The organism is Spirosoma aerolatum (assembly GCF_002056795.1).
Taxonomy (GTDB): domain Bacteria; phylum Bacteroidota; class Bacteroidia; order Cytophagales; family Spirosomataceae; genus Spirosoma; species Spirosoma aerolatum.
On the sequence record NZ_CP020104.1, the window covers coordinates 6,066,061 to 6,087,027 of the forward strand.

26 protein-coding genes are annotated in these 20,967 nt (G+C 50.0%); 7 read left to right on the plus strand and 19 right to left on the minus strand.

Annotation, left to right across the window (positions count from 1 at the left end; translation table 11 throughout):
• The first annotated feature begins 43 nt into the window (after positions 1–43).
• Entirely contained in the window at positions 44–190 is a 147-nt protein-coding gene (locus B5M13_RS25080) for a DUF2256 domain-containing protein (RefSeq protein WP_080058278.1), read from the plus strand.
• Between the two features lie 343 nt (positions 191–533).
• Here B5M13_RS25080 and B5M13_RS33580 read toward each other — a convergent pair whose 3' ends face one another.
• Entirely contained in the window at positions 534–692 is a 159-nt protein-coding gene (locus tag B5M13_RS33580; protein WP_155297327.1) for a hypothetical protein, read from the minus strand.
• Positions 693–738: 46 nt separating this feature from the next.
• Between B5M13_RS33580 and B5M13_RS25085 the strand changes: the two genes are divergently transcribed.
• The 3 genes from B5M13_RS25085 to B5M13_RS25095 all read left to right on the plus strand — a co-directional run bounded on the left by B5M13_RS25085 (position 739) and on the right by B5M13_RS25095 (position 3,918).
• On the plus strand, positions 739–2,886 hold the full coding sequence (locus B5M13_RS25085; protein ID WP_080058279.1) for a DEAD/DEAH box helicase: 2,148 nt from the start codon (positions 739–741) through the stop codon (positions 2,884–2,886).
• A gap of 168 nt (positions 2,887–3,054) precedes the next feature.
• Positions 3,055–3,285, plus strand: a complete 231-nt coding sequence (locus B5M13_RS25090) for a hypothetical protein (protein ID WP_080058280.1) — start codon at positions 3,055–3,057, stop codon at positions 3,283–3,285.
• 39 nt (positions 3,286–3,324) lie between these two features.
• A complete protein-coding gene (locus tag B5M13_RS25095; RefSeq protein WP_080058281.1) occupies positions 3,325–3,918 on the plus strand; it encodes a hypothetical protein in 594 nt (197 codons plus the stop codon).
• Positions 3,919–3,973: 55 nt separating this feature from the next.
• Here B5M13_RS25095 and B5M13_RS25100 read toward each other — a convergent pair whose 3' ends face one another.
• The 18 genes from B5M13_RS25100 to B5M13_RS25185 all read right to left on the minus strand — a co-directional run bounded on the left by B5M13_RS25100 (position 3,974) and on the right by B5M13_RS25185 (position 18,241).
• On the minus strand, positions 3,974–4,216 hold the full coding sequence (locus B5M13_RS25100; RefSeq protein WP_080058282.1) for a hypothetical protein: 243 nt from the start codon (positions 4,214–4,216) through the stop codon (positions 3,974–3,976).
• A gap of 59 nt (positions 4,217–4,275) precedes the next feature.
• Positions 4,276–4,803 (minus strand): hypothetical protein, encoded by a 528-nt coding sequence (locus B5M13_RS25105; RefSeq protein ID WP_080058283.1) that lies wholly within the window; start codon positions 4,801–4,803, stop codon positions 4,276–4,278.
• Positions 4,804–4,815: 12 nt separating this feature from the next.
• Positions 4,816–6,222 carry a hypothetical protein gene (locus B5M13_RS25110; protein ID WP_080058284.1) on the minus strand — a complete coding sequence of 469 codons (1,407 nt, stop codon included), beginning with the start codon at positions 6,220–6,222 and terminating at the stop codon, positions 4,816–4,818.
• Positions 6,222–7,721, minus strand: a complete 1,500-nt coding sequence (locus B5M13_RS25115; protein WP_080058285.1) for a putative Ig domain-containing protein — start codon at positions 7,719–7,721, stop codon at positions 6,222–6,224. Before B5M13_RS25115 ends, B5M13_RS25110 begins: the two co-directional genes overlap by 1 nt.
• Positions 7,714–8,529, minus strand: coding sequence for a hypothetical protein (locus B5M13_RS25120; protein ID WP_080058286.1), 816 nt, complete (start codon positions 8,527–8,529; stop codon positions 7,714–7,716). The genes B5M13_RS25115 and B5M13_RS25120 overlap by 8 nt, the downstream gene beginning before the upstream one ends.
• Positions 8,530–8,532: 3 nt before the next feature.
• Positions 8,533–8,814, minus strand: coding sequence for a LysM peptidoglycan-binding domain-containing protein (locus B5M13_RS25125; RefSeq protein ID WP_080058287.1), 282 nt, complete (start codon positions 8,812–8,814; stop codon positions 8,533–8,535).
• On the minus strand, positions 8,811–9,107 hold the full coding sequence (locus tag B5M13_RS25130; protein WP_080058288.1) for a hypothetical protein: 297 nt from the start codon (positions 9,105–9,107) through the stop codon (positions 8,811–8,813). Before B5M13_RS25130 ends, B5M13_RS25125 begins: the two co-directional genes overlap by 4 nt.
• Positions 9,104–9,706 carry a hypothetical protein gene (locus B5M13_RS25135; RefSeq protein WP_080058289.1) on the minus strand — a complete coding sequence of 201 codons (603 nt, stop codon included), beginning with the start codon at positions 9,704–9,706 and terminating at the stop codon, positions 9,104–9,106. Before B5M13_RS25135 ends, B5M13_RS25130 begins: the two co-directional genes overlap by 4 nt.
• On the minus strand, positions 9,706–10,749 hold the full coding sequence (locus tag B5M13_RS25140) for a hypothetical protein (protein ID WP_080058290.1): 1,044 nt from the start codon (positions 10,747–10,749) through the stop codon (positions 9,706–9,708). Before B5M13_RS25140 ends, B5M13_RS25135 begins: the two co-directional genes overlap by 1 nt.
• Positions 10,750–10,765: 16 nt before the next feature.
• Entirely contained in the window at positions 10,766–11,278 is a 513-nt protein-coding gene (locus B5M13_RS25145) for a DUF6046 domain-containing protein (RefSeq protein WP_080058291.1), read from the minus strand.
• Entirely contained in the window at positions 11,278–13,146 is a 1,869-nt protein-coding gene (locus B5M13_RS25150; RefSeq protein WP_080058292.1) for a tape measure protein, read from the minus strand. The genes B5M13_RS25145 and B5M13_RS25150 overlap by 1 nt, the downstream gene beginning before the upstream one ends.
• A gap of 168 nt (positions 13,147–13,314) precedes the next feature.
• Positions 13,315–13,716 carry a hypothetical protein gene (locus B5M13_RS25155; protein ID WP_080058293.1) on the minus strand — a complete coding sequence of 134 codons (402 nt, stop codon included), beginning with the start codon at positions 13,714–13,716 and terminating at the stop codon, positions 13,315–13,317.
• 20 nt (positions 13,717–13,736) lie between these two features.
• Positions 13,737–14,186: a DUF5675 family protein gene (locus tag B5M13_RS25160; protein ID WP_179950460.1), complete on the minus strand. Its 450-nt coding sequence runs from the start codon at positions 14,184–14,186 to the stop codon at positions 13,737–13,739.
• Complete coding sequence (locus B5M13_RS25165) at positions 14,156–14,512, minus strand: hypothetical protein (RefSeq protein ID WP_080058295.1); 357 nt, start codon at positions 14,510–14,512, stop codon at positions 14,156–14,158. Before B5M13_RS25165 ends, B5M13_RS25160 begins: the two co-directional genes overlap by 31 nt.
• 8 nt (positions 14,513–14,520) lie before the next feature.
• Positions 14,521–14,949, minus strand: coding sequence for a hypothetical protein (locus tag B5M13_RS25170; RefSeq protein ID WP_080058296.1), 429 nt, complete (start codon positions 14,947–14,949; stop codon positions 14,521–14,523).
• A 2-nt stretch (positions 14,950–14,951) separates the two neighbouring features.
• Positions 14,952–16,124, minus strand: a complete 1,173-nt coding sequence (locus tag B5M13_RS25175; RefSeq protein ID WP_080058297.1) for a DUF2586 family protein — start codon at positions 16,122–16,124, stop codon at positions 14,952–14,954.
• A 78-nt stretch (positions 16,125–16,202) separates the two neighbouring features.
• On the minus strand, positions 16,203–17,105 hold the full coding sequence (locus B5M13_RS25180; protein ID WP_080058298.1) for a phage capsid protein: 903 nt from the start codon (positions 17,103–17,105) through the stop codon (positions 16,203–16,205).
• Positions 17,106–17,224: 119 nt separating this feature from the next.
• Positions 17,225–18,241 (minus strand): hypothetical protein, encoded by a 1,017-nt coding sequence (locus tag B5M13_RS25185; RefSeq protein WP_080058299.1) that lies wholly within the window; start codon positions 18,239–18,241, stop codon positions 17,225–17,227.
• A gap of 223 nt (positions 18,242–18,464) precedes the next feature.
• Between B5M13_RS25185 and B5M13_RS25190 the strand changes: the two genes are divergently transcribed.
• Genes B5M13_RS25190 through B5M13_RS25200 form a run of 3 tightly spaced genes read left to right on the plus strand, consistent with a single transcriptional unit; the run spans position 18,465 to position 20,937 of the window.
• A complete protein-coding gene (locus B5M13_RS25190; protein ID WP_080058300.1) occupies positions 18,465–18,926 on the plus strand; it encodes a terminase gpP N-terminus-related DNA-binding protein in 462 nt (153 codons plus the stop codon).
• Positions 18,923–20,491, plus strand: coding sequence for a hypothetical protein (locus B5M13_RS25195; protein ID WP_080058301.1), 1,569 nt, complete (start codon positions 18,923–18,925; stop codon positions 20,489–20,491). The genes B5M13_RS25190 and B5M13_RS25195 overlap by 4 nt, the downstream gene beginning before the upstream one ends.
• A gap of 2 nt (positions 20,492–20,493) precedes the next feature.
• Positions 20,494–20,937, plus strand: coding sequence for a phage protein Gp36 family protein (locus tag B5M13_RS25200; RefSeq protein ID WP_080058302.1), 444 nt, complete (start codon positions 20,494–20,496; stop codon positions 20,935–20,937).
• Positions 20,938–20,967: the final 30 nt, after the last annotated feature.

The following is a 20,967-nucleotide window of genomic DNA, read 5'->3' on the forward strand; positions in this document are numbered from 1 at the left end:
GCTCTTTTTACAAACAGATCATTCATGAATAGCCGTCGCCATCATGAAAAATACAAAGAAAGACAACTTACCGTACAAAGTCTGTATTGTCTGCAACCGACCGTTTTCCTGGCGTAAAAAGTGGGAAAAAGTCTGGGACGACGTTAAATATTGTAGTGATAAATGCCGAATGAATAAAGGTAAGAGCTGAATAGGCAGTACCTTAGAGGTTGCCTCCACTAACGCCCACAACCTCTCATAAGGCCCATTTTATGGGTGAATTCGTATAATAACCCAATAATGTGCAATAATCGCATGCACATTAGCGTCTGAAAAGCGACCTCCTCTATGATAAATACAATATTTACCAACTCATACTTGCTTTTCTAATAAATCTTTCTTACTTTTGCACCAGATTTTCTAAAGCGACATCCGTCGCGTCTCTGTTTCTCTCCTTTTTAACACGCTGAGTTAGGTCTGACAGAGCTTATGTACGGATGTACAGGATGGGTTTCTGGGTGGACGCTTCATTGAGTGAAGTTTTTGCGCGTGGGCTAATCGTTGAATCGGTCATAATCAGTACGTCGTGCGTCGGCACACTGGTTTGTTGTCATCTCCCCTTTGAAGAGGTTAGGGGATAGTTGGGGGCCTTTGTTGGGTCGTTGGGCAGCTTCGTTGGGCAATTCTCGCAGTATCGCGTCGTTCACCGGCATACACTCGTCTTCGCTTGGAGAGTTTTAACTCTTATATTCCAGGTTAATGAAAACGAAAACATCTAAATCCGCTGATCAGGCCGATCTGCTGGACATTGAAAAAATTGCTACCGAACTGGCAGCACAGGCCGAACCCAAAAAAGTAAAGTCTACCAAAAAGAAAGTAACTCCAGAAGACGAGTTGATCCTTGATACCGCCATCGAAACCGTAGCGGAAGGAGTGGCCGACAAAGTAATCATTGTAGCTGACGAACCCACTACGCCTGCCACCGAAGCCCCAAAAGCAACTGCTGAAACTACGCCTAAAGCTGATCCTAACCAGATTTTATTCTCTAGTTTAGACATTTCTGAGGAAATTCTTCAGGCCGTTACCGACATGGGCTTTGTGAGTCCATCGCCCATTCAGGCCGAAGCTATTCCGCCGATTCTGGCTGGCCGTGATGTGATTGGTCAGGCGCAGACAGGGACAGGTAAAACAGCCGCGTTCGGTATCCCAGCCCTCGAACTAATTGATGTTCAGGACCGTTCGGTTCAAACGTTGATCCTCTGCCCCACCCGCGAACTGGCTCTACAGGTAGCCGACGAAATTCGGAAACTGGCCAAATACAAGCGAGGTGTCCGTATAGAAGCCATCTATGGAGGTGATTCCATCGAACGCCAGATTCGCTCCCTCAAGAGTGGTGTCCATATCGTAATTGGTACACCCGGCCGGGTGATGGACCACATGGAGCGCAACACGCTGAAGCTCGACAACGTCAAGATGATGATTCTCGACGAGGCCGACGAAATGCTGGACATGGGCTTCCGTGAAGATATTGAAAGCATTCTGGACGACATGCCCGAAGAACGGCAAACGATTCTGTTCTCGGCTACCATGTCGAAACCTATTATGCAGATCACCCAGAAATTTTTGCAGGACCCCGTTCTGGTGAAAGTGGTCAAGAAAGAGTTGACCAACACCAACATTGAACAGGTTTATTTCGAGGTGAAGCCCAAAGCAAAAGTAGAAGTGATGTGTCGCCTGATTGACACGTACGACCTGAAACTGCTGCTGGTATTCTGTAACACCAAACGCAAAGTGGACGAAATCGTTGAAGACCTGCAAATCCGTGGCTATCAGGCTGAAGGGCTTCACGGCGATCTGCGGCAGGCACAACGGAACAACGTTATGAGTAAATTCCGGGCGGGTACAACCAGCATTCTGGTGGCTACCGACGTAGCGGCTCGCGGTATCGACGTCGACGATGTGGATGCGGTGATCAACTTCGATATTCCGCTCGATGAAGAATATTACGTACACCGGATTGGCCGGACGGGTCGGGCAGGCAAATCGGGCCGGGCGTTTTCGCTGGTCGGCCGCGACGAAAAATTCCGGTTCCGCGAAATCCAGAACTATACCAAAGTTCGGGTCGAAAAAGGGGTTATCCCATCTTTTGAAGATATTGTGGGCATTCGGAAAGCCCGTTTCATCGAGCAGCTTCAGCAGACTATTGCCGAAAGCAACGACCTCAATCTATACGATGACCTGCTGACTCAATTACACCACGCTGGTTTCACAACCGAGCAAATCGTGGGTGCTCTGGTAAAACGCAGCATGGGTATCGAGAAAAACGAATTTGCCGACCAAAACCTGGGCCTTGAGGATGACCGTCGTCGGGATCGCTTCGGCGATCGTGATAAGGGTGGTCGTTTTGACCGGGACGACCGTCGTGGTGGCCGTTTTGGCGATCGTGATGACCGGGGCCGGGGCCGCTTCGGCGACCGTGAAGAGCGGGGCAACTCGCGCTTTGGCGACAGGGACCGCCGGGGTGATGGATCGGATCGGGGTGGTTTCGGAGATCGTCCACGCTTTGGCGATCGGGATCGTTCGTCTGGCCCACGTGATGGTGGTCGCGATAGCGGAGGTCGCAACGGATATTTTGATAAAGACGACAAACGCCAGCCACGTGAGCGGGAAGCCAATATGACCCGCCTGATGGTAACCATCGGCCGTCGGGATTATGTACGTCCGGGCGACATCGTCGGAGCTATCGCAGGCGAAGCCAATATTCCGGGCAACAGCATCGGCAGCATCGACATCTTCGATAAATTTACGTATGTCGACGTACCGAAAGATGTAGCCAACCGGGTTGTGGATGCTATGGAAGGTAATACCATCAAAGGACGCCGGGTAAACATTGAAGTTGCCCGTTAACCGTTGATTTTTGATCATAGAAACAGGCTGGGAGGTTCGACTTCCCAGCCTGTTTTGTTTTGGGGCTTACTCAGTTTTATAGATCACAAAACCAAATGTAAAAATTCACATTTCCAAATGTAAAAATTTACAAACCCCTTAAATTGCACTTAAACCAGATTTAGACTTATGGACTTAGCTTACAACTGCTCTCGATTTGCCGTACCTGGCTATGATGCCAATGCTGTCTACCAAGCCATGTCAAAATATGCTATTTTATGCTTTGGAGAAATGGGCTGGACATGGGAAAGCGACTACTCACTTAAAGAACCCTTACTTCTGTCCAGGGAAAACCATCCTAACTTAGCTACTATGGCTGGCCCTAACCTCATCAATTGGAAAGGTCCAAATGTGGTCTAAAATTTGGCCAAAAATCTCATCATCATTTCACTAATAAACATGGAAGACAAGCCAAAGTATATATCCCAAGCCGCTTTAAAGAATCGCAATGGTTGGTCTCAAAAAACAATAAATCACTACCTCCCACAGCCTGACCATTTAGCTGTCAATCCATATTACCGATCAGCGGCACCATCTAAACTGTATTTACTTTCCCGTATAGAAACGATTGAACAGCAGCCTGATTGGCAGCAGCAAGCTATGCTTATAAATAAGAAAAAAGGAATAGCTAGCAAAGCCACTGATACCAAAAGGGCTAAGTTGATGAATTATGTAGAATCTGTTAAAATTGAAGTTCCCATTTTTGAGCAGCAAGAGCTGACAAAAAAAGCGTGCTCTCATTACAATGCCAGACAAGCTCAACGAGAATTTGAACGGGGTGAATATAGTGACTGGAACGAGGCCACACCTGAAAGTGACAAACCGTTTTTAAATCGAATCACTACTAACTATTTAAGACACAAACTAACCTGTTACGAAAGAGAACTAGATCGCCTATCCGGTAAGGTTGGAATTGCAGAAGCCTACACTAGACTAAAAGAACGAGTCAACCAGGCCATCTACATACAATATCCCTTCCTAAACAATCAATAAAAAAAGCGTCCTGAATCAAGACGCCTTTTCTTACCATTACACTCCAGTAAAACAACTACTCTCTTTCTGGCCAATGCCAAGTGCCTGGCTCTTTGCCTTCGCTATAATGTACCGAGGTTCGCCAGGTATCGTAAATTCCGTCTGTGAACACTTTCATATTCACCAGAGCGCCTTCACCAAATACATTGGTTACGATAGCGGGAACCTCTTTTACATAATTATTAGCCTCGATAGATTTCTCAAAAGGCACATAATGGACAATTCGTCCGATGGTTGGCTTTACAGCGGGATTCTGCATGGTATGGATTCGGTTGACCTACACCGAAAGGATAGTCTTAAACACCGTTTAAGCCTGACTTAAACCTGCATTTTGATTTGTGGCCTGACCATAACCCGAACATTCTGGATTACATCAGCGTAGAAGGTCGTCCCCGAAATGGTGTATTTCGTCCGTACGATCTGAATATCCTTGACGACCGTTTCAGCATTCAGCGTCAACCCAGCAGCCGTCATCTGAGCAGCCAATAAATCCTGAACCGCCCATTTGGTCTGGGTTGTAGCAGGTGCCCAGGACGTAGCCGTGTCTAATGCCGCCGACCGATCACTATCATACTTCAATAGGTTTGAAGGACTGACACTGATACGATCATCAAACCCGCGAAACACAAACGACAGATCACCCAGGCTATCCACCTGCCCATTGTTGTTCTGCGTGTTGATCGAGGCATCGTAATTGGATATAGCCGTATTAACGACAGCGGAATCTACCTGTGTCTGGGCATCCAAATGGACAAATGAATCAAACAGATCAATCCAATCCTGTTGGGTAATTACGTGACCCGTCACAAAGCGGGATTTCAATTCGGAAATAGGAACTTTAGCCATTGCGCGAAAAAATTAAATGGTTTCATTATACATCGCCATCGTACAGCCAGGCAGCACACAGCGAATAAGCACATTAGGGACCGGGTTCAGGATAATCGTACTACTCTTATAAACAGCCTGCGAAGCATCACCCACCATCACATCCACCGCATTGCCTTTGTCCCGGTAAAGTGCGTAAGGCCGACCCCGGCGCGAGTTACCTCCATTCAGCAGCCCATACGGACCACCAAAGGCAGCAGCCGCGTCCAGTAGCCCCGTGTAATCAGCCGTTGGCTCGATCCATGTTTCCGACCCCTCAAACCGCCAGCGGCATTCTTTCCAGCTTACGCCCTCCGTACGGTTGCAGAGCGAGTAGAAGTAAGCAGCCTCGAACCCGCTATCATGCCAGCGTTGGGGTTCGGTCGGATAACCCGTCTGCGAGGTACTATTGGGATCAACCCCCCAAATCGGTGAACGCTCATCAAAGGGCATCACCCCATTACAAAGCGCCATGCCGATCATGGTCCGGCACATTACCAGCCAATCGTATTCAACCTGGGTGTGTGCATCGTCTGCCGATACGACCTTCGTCCCCCCTGGCGTATAGCGTTCAGGCTTCTGACCAAGTGTTATATCGCCTGGGGATACACCCAAACCTTCGATTTTACTCCAGTCCAGATACCCAAGCAGCCCAGGCCCGATACCACCCACCTTCCCCATCCCTTTTCCCATCACCAGGGCCGCGTACATTTTCCGGTAAAAATCCGGCGCATAGTCCAGGGTGTCGGCATAGTTCTTCACGATTGCCCCAACCCCATACTGCTCGAACCGGGCAAAATATTCACAGGAGGCACGAGCCGCCGACGTGCTTTGGAGCTTGGCTTTGAACCGCTGGTCATTCGGGGGTACATTCGGATTGCCATCGGTCGCATACAACCAGGGGTCTCCATTAAAATTTTCAAAGCCCCCATAGGTCCCAAAATTCCAAATCGTCTTACCTGCCGCTACCGCCATATCCCGACGCGCTTTGTAGTAATACGCCTTTTGGGGTGCCCACAGCGGCATACCCCAAAACCCTTCGCCAATCTCATTGGCTTCGATGGTCGTCAGCGGTACGGTTCCAGCCACCCGCTTACAATCGTCTTCGGTGAAATCCTGAGCCGCATACGCTCCGGGTGATGTATTGGCAGGCTTACCAATGACACCGAATTGTGCGGCATGCGTCCACTCATAACGGTACTGGTCAGGACTAATCGTCGTATCCATAACGGCGATAGTACCCCCCTTGCCGATGATTGAAATACTGGCCTGGTCACTTCGTCGATTGACCACCGTCAGGAAGCGGCCATCGGGCAGATTCAGGGCTGGCATCGTCTTTTGCCCTTTCGCCAGCCATTGATCAGTTGGATCGAGTTGTGAGGGCTTAGTTGCTTTTCCCATTAGGATGGTTGTCCGATGTAGATAATTGAAAATCCTTTGGCGTAGAAGGTGTTCGCCCAGCGGTCAGGCGAAGTGGCCACCAACTTCCAGATCGTGACCGTTTGCCCCTGGGCAAAATCATAGGTTGTCGGCAAACTCGTGACGTAGGGCGAACCACTGATAAAATAGTACACGTTCTTGCCCGATGGCACACTAAACCCGGATGTATCGACAATGCGAGCCATCCCCGACGAATTGTACTGAATGACGGGTTTAAACACATTGCTGTTATACATCACAATCGAACTGGCACCCGTGATCGGCGGAGGATCGACCGTATCGGCTGGATTGATCGTCAAGATGAAAACATCCTGAACCGTGGCCCCCTGATTGTCGGTTCCTGTTACCGTGATCGTGTGCGTTCCGGTAGCGGTTGGCGTTCCTGAGATCGTCCGCGTCGGTGCATCGTAGGTTAAGGGCGAAGGGTACCCACCGACCGAAATAGACGGCTGTGGACCATCGGGATCAGTGAAGGTATTCAGCGGTATTTGATAGGTAAAAAACACACCCACTTTGCCCGTCTGATTTGGGTTTTCGTAGCTGACAATGGGCGACTGATTGGCGACACCCAAACTAAAATCCAGCGTCACTTCAGTGGTTTGTCCTTTCACCCTGGCGTATGCCCGGTAGGTACCATTACCGATCCCCGCGTAAATCCGCTGACGGTTGTAGCTAACACCCGACACCGTGTTATTGCCTACGCTGGCATCCTGATAGGTGTCTGAATAATTCGTACTACCGATACCCACCAGCTTGACTTCAACATCACCCACATCGACATTCGGCAGAATAAACAGCAGTGCCCCGAATTTCCAGTAACCTAGTCGATTGATGACCCCCGTGGCTACGTTGCGGGTTAGACTAGCCGAAATCGATCCGACCGTAACCACAAACGTTGTTCCGACCGTATTGGAATACTCCAGCGAAATACCAGCCGTGTAGCCGACCGCCTGATTGAGTATCTCGACCCCATCCACCGAAACGACGGTCTGATAGGTACCCGTGGTGTTAATCGCCCAGGTAAGCTTCGTACTACTGAGAACCGGATACCCCGTTTCCCAGGCAATCACCGTGGGTTGCGCATTATAGGCCGCCTGCTCAACCAGTTGATACCGTTTGCCTGCCATCTTATGCTTATCCAGCACCCCCCGGATATTGGAAAGCATCGAGGAGCCTAAGCCTGGCGGCACAATCACCTGAAAATCGATGGTGGAATAATTACCTTCCAGCAGGTAGATCGGCCCGATGGCTGAATTATACGCTACCCGGTTGCAAAGCTCTTGCAGAATGAGCACCTGCCCGGTTGCCCTGGCTTCGATCAGAAGCCGCTGGCGGTCAGCCTCAATCGACTTCATCAGTGTAACCACGGGCGTAAACAGCATTTGAATGAACAATACATTCAAATCGGTTCGTAGATTCGAGGGCAGCAGTTGACGAATAAAGGCCGCTAAACTAAACATAGGTCAGGATCGATTCAGTTAGGTTTAGGCTCATGTACCCCGCCCGGCTCACCGTCTCCCGGCTAAACTCCGTCCAGGCTGTCACGCCCGACACGCGGCTATAGGTTCGGGTAATCACAAAATCGGCTACCCCGGCCTGCTTTTGCAGGTAGTCCGTTAGCTCCGTCCACCGCAATGTGCTATCAAAGGGAAGCGCCTGTAAATACGCCTTAATCGCGTCCAGTGCAGGGTATTTCGTCACATCAGTCAGCAGTTGACCGCTGGCGTTTAAGACCAGACGATCATACCGGATCGTCACCTCCAGGCGCAATTCATCAGCAGGTAGACTGATACAATCGACAATCACCCCGGCGTACTTGATCTGCCGGATATATTCTTTCAAGGCGTCGAGTTCGACCGATTGCAAAGGCGCTAGTACCCCGCCTACCGACTTGGCTACTTTGGCCAGTAGCCGCCCGTCTGTGCCTTCTGTAACCGTACACTGTTTAACGATTTGCTTATCGGCATTGACCGACGCATAGCCGATCCGGGCACCTTCGTAGACGGTCAGGTAATCGCCAAATTGAAAGGCTTTGATCGTATTGGCGTACCAGGAAAGCGAACCCACCTGGGCAGCGCCAATCAACGCGGTTATTTGACTGATCAACTGACCGACCCGCTGATCAAGGGCCATATTCAGCAGCACCCACAAATTTTTGATCTGGGTAAAAACGCCCGTCTGCGAGGTCGTGGTTAGCTTGCTGAGTTCGGTATATTTCGCCTGGAAGTCCTCGATTTCGGCGGTAATCTGTTGCTGTGTCCGTACCATTGGTTAACCAATTTTATATTCCTCGGCTCGCCAGAAGTCGATACCGATAGGTTTGTCTTTTTCTGAGATGGTGCGGATCGACCCAAAGTCAGCCAGGTAATTCACCAGCCTGGGATTCATTGACGCATCCCGCACACGGAGCACCTCCCCCCGCTTGATCCGATCCGTCAGGCCGTTGAGCTGTGGGTTATCGTCCAGCAGCCAGAACACAGCCGTTACATCGCCATAGACTTCTACAGCGATGTCGAATAAACTCTGCTCGGATTTGATCGAATACGTAATCATGAGGGATAGGTGCTTTGAACAATGATTTGGCTATCCTGGAGCGAAATCGAATCGACGTTTTGCCCATCCCGTCCAAGCTCCCTGCGAATGGTCGCCATCAGATTCGGCGCATTGCCCACGTCATTGACGAACCGGACAATTCCCACGCCCAAACTCGGTGTAAACTTCCACCAGCCTTTATCAGCAAGCAGGATATGATTCGTGTGCTGATCGGTCGAATCCCCCACCACCAACTCCCCATTTTCGATTAGGATATTGCCCGTTTGGGGATCGAATAAAATATCAGTTGTCATTGCAGAAGCTGATTGATTTTAGCGTTCAGCGAGGTAATCAGCGCCAGGGTTGCCGGAAAAACACTGGCCGAAGGGGCGCCAGCGGTAGCGCAAACGACCTGAAAGTTTTGCAGTAAACTAATCAGGTCGCTAAACACATCTTTCAGGCTTACCCCGGCATTTTTGATGCTGACCTTTCCTGAATCCAGGGTAACTTCGGTTTGACCCTGTTTGAGCGTAGCCAGGGTAGACAAGAGCAGCTCGCATGAATCCCGAACCGCGTGAACCTGGTCCTGATCAACCGTAACTACCGTGTTGCCCATCTTGACCTGAACCGAATCCACCTCCGACACCATGCAGACGTACAGGCTATCCACCGAATTATTGACCGCGCCAACATAGACGAACGAACCTACGCGGGGAATAAGTAGCACCCCTTCGGTTGCTTCGTCATCGGCCCGTAAGTTCACATCAGTCACATCCTCCAGATCGGTACCCAGAATATCGACCGTGCAATTGGTACCCTGGATGGATTTAACGATGGCAGGCCAAACCTGAATAGGTACATCCGGTGCTAGATTTCGTATAGACTCCCGGATTTCTGCATCCGAAAAGCTCATCAGGAAACTTTGATTCCCAGCGAAATGGTACGACGACCACCCGCTGACGAAAATTCGGTCTTTACCGCCTTGACATAATACTTGCCGTTCCGCTCTGGGTAATCCTGGTCGAAAACAGACGCCGTATAGCCAATCTCACAGGTAGGCACTAGCCAGCCTTTAATGGCCCCCCGGTATCCATCGAACGACTGGTTGGTTAGTTCATTCTTACCGATCAGCTCAAGGGTCTCTTTACTAGAAACATTCGGGCGCTGGATGGTCCGCATATCACCCCCAGACTCGCCTACTTCAACTTCGACCTTTACACCCTTTTTGGTTCGGCCTATCATTTTGACCAACACTTTTCGATCTTCCCGCCGAACATATTCCAGCCCTTCAGAAGCTTCAATGTTGCGGGAAAAATCGTAGGCTGCATTGCCCCGACGTTCTGTATAGAGTCCCTGGCAAAGCAATTGGTTACCCCGCACATAAATACCTAATCCCGTATCCTGCTTCAGCTTCTGTAACACCTCAAAACCCGTAGCCCGAACGATGGTGAATTTATCGAACTGATAGCCACTGGCCGAAGCCACCAATTTCATTTTCTGGGAGGCCGAAAGTTGTGGGTTGATTTGCGACAGCACATAGGCCAGAATTTCGTTGGCCGTCGTTTTTTTAAACTGCTTATCGGCAATCTTTTTACGAAACAAATAAATGGCATCTTCGCACTCCAGGCGCATTGGCGCATTGGGATAAATGGCCTTTAAATAGCCCGTAAATTCCTGGTATAAATTACCATTGTAGCCCAGCATGACGCTGACCACATCACCCCGCTTAAGCTTATCCTCAACAGCCAGCCCTTTATTATAACTCATTGCCGGAACAACAATGGTACATTTATCCGATAAATCATCCGCACTCGAATCGACTGTGACCGACTCAAGCCCCTGGAGTGAATAACCGCCAATTTTGATTTGATAATCCATTTTGAACATAGCTGTGGAACCCGCCAGGGCGATTGACGCAAACAGTAGTGAACTCAAAAAAAATCCGATGGCTTTCATGTGAATTATGGTGTGTTTAATTGGTTACGAGTAAATCAAAAAACTGATCTGAATAAGCCGTAATCAAATACCGCTGGTTTTCCAAACCGGGCGTACCCGTGTACTCAACCGACTCAATACAAATCATACTAACCCCGATCACATCCAGCAGCTTGGCCCGAATCTGGATGCTTTGCCCAGCCACAAAAAAGGACTGAAGCTTACTGACGGCCTCTTCAGGAAAGAATACATTGCCCTGCAAAGTCCCTTCCAACCGAATTAGATAATCATCGATATTCCATTGCTCTTTAATGCTGCCTTGCCCCCTTGGTTTTGACAGATTACGCCGAATAATGGTCTTCACCCCCTTGGCATGAACAATGGGTTCTAGTGGGATCGTCCATAGGTCGGAACCATCCTGTTTGAAACCCAGGCGCACCGGGCACTGCATAATAACGCCCGTACTTTTGACCTTCTCGACGTAATCCAGCTCAGCACTGGTCTGCTCCAGATCGGAAAGGCGAATGGATATAGGATCAGTACCAGCCATTATACATCAAGTGCGGTTCCCGAATAGAGAACCCGTTTTAACAGATCACGAAGCTGACTTTCCATATCAGCCAAACCCTCTTGCGCACTACCGACATGCATTTCCAGTTTCTCAATCATTTTACCGGAAAAATTAACCGTGATGTGGGTAGACTTCGCCCCGGAAACCGTTGCTTCCAGCCCTGCTTTATCGCCCAGGCTTTTATCTTTTTTCCCAGACATTAAATCGCCACTACCCAGCATTGAAGATGGATCAGCAACCTCACCTAACCGTTGACGACGGGCCTGACGACGGGCATCCCGATCTGCAACCCGTTTAAGGTATTCCAGATTTCCCGACGCCAGTTTATTATTAGTATCAATAAGATTTTTTGTGTAGGCAGGATCAAAATTGGGATCCTCTTGCTTTCGATTAAACAAGCGCCCCTGCCGACGAAATTTCTCCTCTGGCGTCTCAGTAGTTACCCCGCCAGTAGCTGGCGCTTCTGAAGTGTTCCAGTACTGCCCTGTTATGGCCCCCCAAGGATCACGAGGCAGATTAAAAAGCGTACGAAGAATACCCTTGATTTGATCTATAAATTGAGCGAATCCCGACAGGAAATCACCAGCAACTTTCGCAGCTACACCCAGAGCGCCAATCGTTCCGGCCAATATCTTGATAACCCCTTCTGTAGTAGTGCCTTCTTTGCTGATAATCCCAAAGGATACCAATAGATTTTTCACCCCTACATTCAGACCATCCATTTGATTGCCTAAAAAGCCAAAAGCTTTACCGAATGGCCCCTCAATCTGAGTGATGAAGTTATTAAACCACTCCATCGCCTTGTTTAAAGCAGGTAAGAGCTTTGTTCCTAAATCCATCCCCCGTTGCTGCATATCTTCCAGCAAAGTCTGATACCGCCCTTCGGTCGTCTCTTTCCCGACTCGCTCGGAGATATTATTAAATATCCCACCCTTGCCAGTCATGATACTAAACGCCCGAAGCAGATTCTCATAACCGATCTTTCCATCCTGCATCAATTTCGGAATAGCCTCCTGTTTCACATTAAGAGCCTTAGCCAGATACGGTCGAATATTTATATTACGCTCATTCAACTGTTGCTCTTCCTCCCGGTAGAACTGACCTTTCCCTTTGACCTGACCAAGAATACTGACCAGCTCCTTTAGGCGCTCACCGCCACCGCCCGACCCTACGGCCACATCGGACATCGTGCGAATAATTGGCATAATGCGATTCAATCGTTCTTCCATACCCACCAATTGGGTACCCGAAAATTGAACATCCTTATAACCCAGAACAGGATTTAACTTCGCATATGACCTATACTCATCATCCAAAGCATTGGCCTTTTCGCTACTTCTAAGCATTACCCCGGAAGTAAACCGATTGCGCTCTGACTGCATAGCCGGACTAATTGTTTGCCCAGCCGCCATACGCAATCCCTGTATTCCCAGATAACCACCCACTAAACTACCCATACCAAACCCAGCAAAACCCAGGCTACTTAACCAACTACGGGAAGACCCGCCCCCGTTGCCCATGAAACGCCCCCAACTATCGCGCAAACGCCCCTGGGCATCCCGAAGCCGCTCTACCTCCTGGCGAGCTTGACGCACACTAGACGTATCAACCTGAACACCAATGCGACTTGGCAAACCTAACAACCCACGACGCAACTGATCGACCGACTGAATAGCCTGCTTAAAACCTCCCGTCAAGGAACTAGCCACCCGTCCAAAAACGCCCGTAAACCGACGATTTTGCTGCTCAATCCGCGCTATCACACTCCCATAGGTACGCTGCATGCGCATCATAACAGGAGATACGTAATCATCCATCTGAATAGCGAGGTGATACTTTTTATTCATTGGCTATCGGCTTAAATTCATTCAGCAACAATTCGGCTTCGCGCCAGTGTATAACAAATTCCCGTGGTGAGAGCTGGTAAGGATCAACGTGAAAAAAATGACGGATCATAGCCGCCATGTAGCGTAAATCACCACCATCGGCCCCACGTTGAATTGGACCGATGGTGTCTAAGCTTTTTTTAGGGACGCCTGATAAATCTGTATCCAGTCAGCGATTTGACTAGCAGCAAAATGAAGCCGTGCCTCATTCAATAAGATTTCATTATCACCCCCTAGCCAACAAGCCTTTAGCATGTTCTTAGCAGCTTCCATATAACCACCGACACCCAGAGAGGAATAGGCCATTGCCCGAATCTGTTTATTGGGCTTCCGCAGATAACCAATAAATTTATCACCAGCGATTTCCGCACCATCCTCCAACTCGAACTCAACGCCATCAAAGACATTTTCGGGATCGACGGCATCTTTGGCAACCTCAACTATAAACACCTCACCAAATTTCTGCTTCCAACCTGCAAGTACTTCTTCGGTCACTTCAGCCGACGTTTGCGGCTTTTTTTCCTTATTCATAACCCTTACTTAAGTGCCGTTTAAACGGCGTTTAAAACACGCTTAACATCGACCCACACTTCACCCCCGGCCTCAAAGACGGGGTAACACAAGGCAACCAGTTTAGCCAAGGCAATCCGGGATGACTCCCCTTTACCATGTCCCGTAATCCGGCTCACGGGAGCCGTACAGCCCAGCAGTTCTTTCCTGGCATCGTTAGCCGCATGAAACAGGATAGCCGAACGACCTGGCACATCCAGCACCTCGAAATGCTTTCCCTTTTCAGGTGTAAAGCGAGGCATCAGCCGATAGCGGCCACCTACATAGCAGGAAATGCGAGGCTGATTATCCAGCCAGGGCAACTCTATCGTCTGGCAGATATACTTACTGCCACACGATAGCGTCCCGTTGGTACCATCAGGAAACGACTCGGTTTCCAGGGTCAAATTCAGAATAGCCCTCATGATCTGGGAGGCAGTTTCCAAGTCCATATCAGATTGATGATTTTCCCCGTCGTTGACAGTGGATCAATCGCCAATTGTTTTGCCACATTGAGCAGCGCATTAGTTAGAAAATGCGCCAACGTTCCCAGCAGATACGCCATACCCGACGATGCCCATTGTTGCCAACCTCGCTCCAGAAGAATATACCCTGTCAGACAGGCTACAATAAATCCAGAAGCGGCATTAAGAAAGCGAGGGATCAGTGCACTGGTATCGAAGCGAGCCGCCAGTACGGAAGCCAGGAAAGCAAAGCCCGTTACAATCAGATGGTCAAGCCCAAAATAGCTGATCACTTTTGCCAAAATATCTTTCATGACGCTACCTATATGTTATAGTTAACGTTCAGGAAGATAATGGGCAAATTGACAACCATTTTCGTGTCTGCCTGCCGTATCGCCTTTTCTACATCCACGAACTCAACGCCTATTAATGCATCTGTCACCAGACTCCCCCCTTCGCTGGCATAGGAAACAACCACACTTAAGTTGCGATAATCTAAAATATCGCCACTGGGCGCACCTGAAATAATTCGCTCAAGTTCCGATTGCAAGACAGTAAGCTCACCCTTAAACGACTTATTTCCCCGGCCAATCGTTAAAGGATAAGCGCCTTTGCCATAGATCAACTCTTTATCCTGAGTCGAACCATACATGACCCCCTGAACCCCCGTCAGTACTGTACCGTTTACCAAAATCTCAGTATCTGACCACGAATATTGCTGAGTATTAAACTGAACACGAGATAGCGACATGGTTAAGCAGCGTTAGGGTTATAGAGTCCAATTTTTACCTCCAGTATACGAGACGTACCCATAGGAGTAATCCGCAAGTCCAGGACGATTTTCGAGGTCGCAATCACATCCTGAGCCGGATCAACGAAGGCTTTGACAAAGCTGATTTCATCACCCATATTCAGTTGAATGGCGCGTTCTGCTTCCACTTGGTAGGCTTTCACCTTGACGGCTACGATCTTGCCTTTCTCATCGACGGGTACGGTATCATTCACCTCCTGAACCATCGTCTTATAGACCAGCCGTGCCGCCTTATCGATCACTCGCCCGTAAGCTAGGCTGTAGTAATCGTCCGTGTCACCCGTCGCCATGTGGTCATCGTTCCAGTAGTAACCCGCATAGCCTGGGAACTGACGCAAGGTGATATAGCCTGAGGAGTTTAGTGTATTGATAAAATCCCCGAACTCCTCCACCGTCGAGCCGTTGGTAAGGCTACCTTCTGATGTCAGCACCTCACCCGAACGAACCCGGCCAATGTTCTGATGCACGGGCGTAGCCGCGATCCGACCCATCAGTAAACCCATTGCCGCATAACGACCTTCGCCCGTCGAGCCGACACATACCCCAACCCGGTTAAAGGTGTGCGTCTTTAGATCACGAAGCCCAGTCAGGCTGAAGGTTAGATTCTTCCCATCCAGCACGATTCGCAAAGGCATATGCCGACTAGCAAAATCAACGGCCAGCGCCTGAGCCTCATCCATCGCATTGAGAATATCCGCATCCAGACAGTTGAGAATCGTTGGGGGTGTGGTTGTGTTGTCGGCTGAAGATACAAACCGGGATACACCCAGCACATTGATTCGCCCCTGAGCACCATTGAGCATACCCGCCACAGCCCCATTGGTAAACAGGGTAGCCGTGGCCGTCGCTGGCGTCACCAGCATAAACCAAAGCTCCGCCCCCCGGCCCGCTTCGGTGTAAAAGTCGATAATCTGTTGACGGGCAAAGACCGCATACGGATCGGTTGATCCCAAGATAGCGTCCAGATTATCGGGGTTGAATAATTGACGGGGTGTATTGACCGCCAGCGGCTGAGCCGATCCCGAACAGATCAACCCAACCACCCGATCTTCCGTCTGAGCGACCAGCCCCAACCCGCCATTCTGGTACGCTACGTTAACACCTGGTAAAGGCATAGCAAAGATTGTTTAAAAGCCCGTTAGCTACCGTCAGAGTAGCCAACGGGCTTGGTTATACGTTACGATAGGTACGACTTACGATACCCAGGTTTCAATAATCTGAACGATGCCTTTACCATCATTGCGACGGGCGCGACCGCCCATCATCAGCAGGAACGAATAGATGTCCGCGTAGTAAAGCGGGTTATCTTGCTGACCAAACATTTTGACCGTTCCCATTGCCCGTTCAACTGCTACAGGGTGCCAGCACAGAGCCACCGAGTTGTCGGTAGCCGCCGTAGCTGCCGATGGCGCTTTGGCTACGTTGGTTGTTTTGTCAGCCGCCAGGGTAGAGGACCGCATCATGATCTTAAAGCCATACACCTCCCCAACAACCCCTTTGGCGATGTCAGCGTAGGTGGTGAAGTTGACCGCCAAATCTTTATCGGCCAGCAGTTGCGCCAGAAAGTCAGGAGGCAGAACAGCTACCCGACCAGCCTGGGGTACATCCTGCTTATCCATCAGGGTTTTAGCACTGAGCAGATCCGCCTTGGTGAACAGCTTGCGGGTTCCGGTAGCCCCCGCAGCCGTAGCCGAAGCCGCAGTACCCGTCGTAAAGACATTGGTCGTACAGTTGACCGCCCATTTATAGAGCATGTTCTTAGCCGCCTTGTCTTTGATGTTCGAGGTATCCTCTGCCATGACGGAAGCCCGTTTGTCGTACGACAACTGAATCGTATCGATGTTGGGGATCGAGATCGGATCAGAGGTGTACTCATCGAGCGTATAGTTTACGTCGATGTCGGTACGAGTACTCACCGTTGCGGGTAAGACCGAACGGTTAACCGACACGTTCGATGGGGCATTGGCGTTGGGGATGTGAACCGCCCGACCGCCGACAACGTACTGATCGGCATTGGTCGAAAAAAGCATAAACTCATTGGAGGCATAGAAGTTACCCACAATGTCGCCATGCCAGATTTCTGGTTGTAAAGCCATTGGATTGAAAAATTATGTGTGGTGTGGTGAAAGGGTACGCGTACTCTAAACTTTAATGCCAGGGCCGGACCATTCCCGGCCCTGGTTCAGCCGCATCAGCGCGATACGAGGGATTGATTTTATATCGCTACCTTGTCGGGCTTAACGCCAAACTTGGCCTCAAAAAGCAGATTAAATGACTCTTTGTCCGACTGAGCCAGCTTCAGCAGAGTACCCGCTTTGTCCAGTTCATCGTACTTTTTAACCCGGTCTTCAGTCGATAAATTGACTACAGTAGCCGACGACGACAAAGCCTGTTGACCTGTAGCCAGCGTTATCAGGCTTTGGGGTTTGGGGATAGCGGCCAGGGCTGTTTTAGCCGACTCATGATCGACAGCAAACAACTTCAGGTACGTATCTTTCGCCGTGGCTGGAATCCGCTTTTCATCAACAGCCTGATCGACTAACTGAATCGCTTCATCATTCTTGCGTTTCACATCAGCCGCTTTCAGGGTAACCAGTTCAGCCGAAGCCGTTTTGTTCTGAGACGCCAGGGCTAATACTTCCTGCTCCGTGGCCGTGTCGGGTAGGCCCAATGCCAGGGCGATTGTTTTTAGTTCCATTTGATTGGATTGGGGTATAAGTGAAATTTGAGGTGTCGGTGTAGTGGACGACGGCTTGAACTGTTCCAGGTGAGCCGATAACCTTAGCTCATCCATTGGCTCCCCGCTGGCATCGTAGAGCTTGAGGGCATTGGCATTGGAACCAATATCGACAATCGAAATTTCCTGAAACGACCATTTCATAATGTCGTAGCATTTCAGGGTGTCGTTGTAGATCACCGATCCTTCTTCATCGCTGATCCGAACGCCCGCCGATGCCGCCTTCAAAAAGCCGCGCTCGACCTTGCCGCCAATTTCGGCCCCGCCACATTCCCGTTTATCGTCCAGGTCGAACACGGGATCAGCGTACCAGCTTCCATCTTTGAGGATCAGGTTTACCCATCGCCCAATAACGCTTCCGCGTTTGTGCATGTATAGCATCACTGGATTGCTCTCGAAAGCGGTCGCGTCTCCGCCCTTGGAGATCAGCCGACAGTTATAGGAATTGATGCTTTCATCACTAACCAGAAACGTATTGGACGATGGCTTGGACATGGTTAAAAGTACATAGTGAATGGTGTGGATTGAAGCCGGAAAACCGGGTTAGCTGGCTCGAAATTGGGCGGGTAACTGAAAACTCGCAAAAGTGTTTCGTACCGATTCACCTTAAAAGGTGAACGGTTCACCTCCAGAGGTGAATCGGTACGAAAGGTTTTTCCATCAACGGGCGCGTGTGTTCAACTTTGGTGCATGCTTTTAAGCCTCACCAGAACGCAGCATGAGTACACAGCAGAAAATTATGCAGGCAGGCAAAGCCCTGTACATGCGAAACATCCCGAACATGGAAATTGCCAGCATTCTGGATGTCAGCGAAACCACTGTCTCGAATTGGGCCGTCAAAAACGGCTGGCGGGAAGAGCGCCTAAAAACAAGTACCCTGAAAAAGACGATTGAAGACCGTCTCTACAAGTTAATCGACTACCAACTTGAGGTAATGGATAACTTCGTCAATGTTCAACGCCAGGGTAACTCATTGGCATCATTAGACAAAGGCCAATTGTACTCCCTTCGCCTGATGCTGCTCAGCATCAGCAACGACCAAAACGATTTCGGTACCATCGTATCGATCATTCGACAGTTCGTTGAATACCTAAGCAATAGCTCCCCCGCACTCGCCAAACAGGTGATCGACATCAGCCATGAATTTGTACGAACCAAACGGGAACAATTTCAACTGTGAGCCAGAACCTAACCACCAAACAGCAAAAAGAGCTACAGGCATACTACGATTCCTGTAAGCGCATTGCGGCTATGGCTGATGGTGCCGATCCAACGGAAACCGAAGCAAACCGACAAGCCCGAATCACGAAGCTACTAGGTAATTACAGCGCCTTTTGTCAGTACTATTTCCCGCAGTTTTGCAGCTCACCCCTGGGCTGGTTTCACAAACGAGCCGCCAAAGATATTCTGGCAGACCCCAACATATTCGCGGTATTGGAATGGCCCCGTGCGCATGCCAAATCGGTCCATGCCGACATGATGCTCCCCATGTTCCTTAAGGCCAATGGAGAGCTAAACGGGATGATCATTGGCTCAAACAACCAGACTAAGGCGCTTGGACTGCTCATCGACATTCAGGCGCAACTGGAAAGCAACGCCCGATACATTGCCGATTTCGGCCAACAGTATTCACACGGCGATTGGGCAGAAGGCAATTTCAGCACCCTGGACGGAACGGGTTTTTGGGCGTTTGGTCGTGGCCAATCACCCAGGGGTACGCGCAAAGGCCAGAAGCGCCCCGATTACATTGTCCTGGACGACGTAGATGATAAAGAGATTGTCCGCAACCAGGACCGGGTAATCGAAGCCGTCAACTGGGCACGGGAAGATATGTTCGGTTGCTTTGACGGCCTTCGAGGGCGCTTTCTGGTCGTTGGAAACCGGATACACCGGGCGTCGATCCTGGCACACCTGGTCGGCGATGTCGAGGAAGGCGATGTGGTCAACCCCGAAATCTATCACCTGAAAGTCTTCGCCCTGGAGAACCCGAAGACCCACAAAGAAGATCAGAGCATCGATGGCGTTCCCGCCTGGAAAGAGCGATTTACCCGCGAGCAGTTAGAAAAAAACATCTGGGCTAAAATCGGCTACATCTCTACCCAGCGCGAGTATTTCCACAAGCACATGGAGCTAGGGCGAATCTTCAAATCCGAATGGATCAAGTTCACCCCCATGCCCAACCTGGCCGCCTATAGCCACATTGTTACCTATAATGACCCGTCATTCAAAGACACCAAAAAGAATGACTACAAAGCGATTCTGGCGATGGGCAAACTTGGCAAGGACTATCATGTACTGGCGATGTGGATTCGCCAGGCCACAACGGGCGCGATGGTCAAGGCGCACTACGACATGGCCGAATGGCTGGAAAGTCAGGGTGCCAATCTGGTCGAACACTGGATGGAGGCAAATTTCATTCAGGACTTGATTTTAGAAGACTATGTAACGGAGTCCGTTACCCGTGGCTATATGCTACCCATTCGAGGGGACGACCGCAAGAAGCCGGATAAATACGGTCGGATCGAGGGTATGACCCCGCTCTACGAACGTGGCCTTATTTGGTTCAACGAAGCCATTCGCAATACGGTTGATTTCCGAAATTTTAAAGATCAGTTAATCGGATTTCCTGCTTCGCATGATGATGGACCCGACGCCCAGGAGGGAGCCATTTATAAGATCAATAAACGATTACAACTGTCAGTTCCTGCCATTATGGGCGGGGAACGACGTAACTCCCGCTGGTAATTATGCTACTCACCAAACAAGACCTTAATTCATCGCTTTACCCGGAAATTTCGGGTATGATGGCCCGCTATAGCGATGCCATTATTGCCGCCTGTCTGAACGATGCCGATGGCATTCTTACGGCCTACTTAGGCGTTCGCTACGACATCGCCGTGGAACTAGCCAAATCCGGCCCGGCCCGAAATGGCTACCTGCTCGCCCTGGCTAAAGACATCGCCATCTACCGACTCTACACTTTACAGGAGACCATACCCAAACACCGGGAATTGCTCTACACCCAGGCGATTGAACAGCTTAAAATGATTCAGGCCGGAAAGGGCACATTACCCGGCATAAGTCCGGCACCCGTGCCCGACCCCCTGCCAGTCGGACAAATCAGCTATGGCTCCAATCCCCGCCGTGCGACCCTACTTGGCCACCTACCCGGCCCGATGGAGTACAGCTAATCGGGCACCGGACACTAAACCATCCTTAAG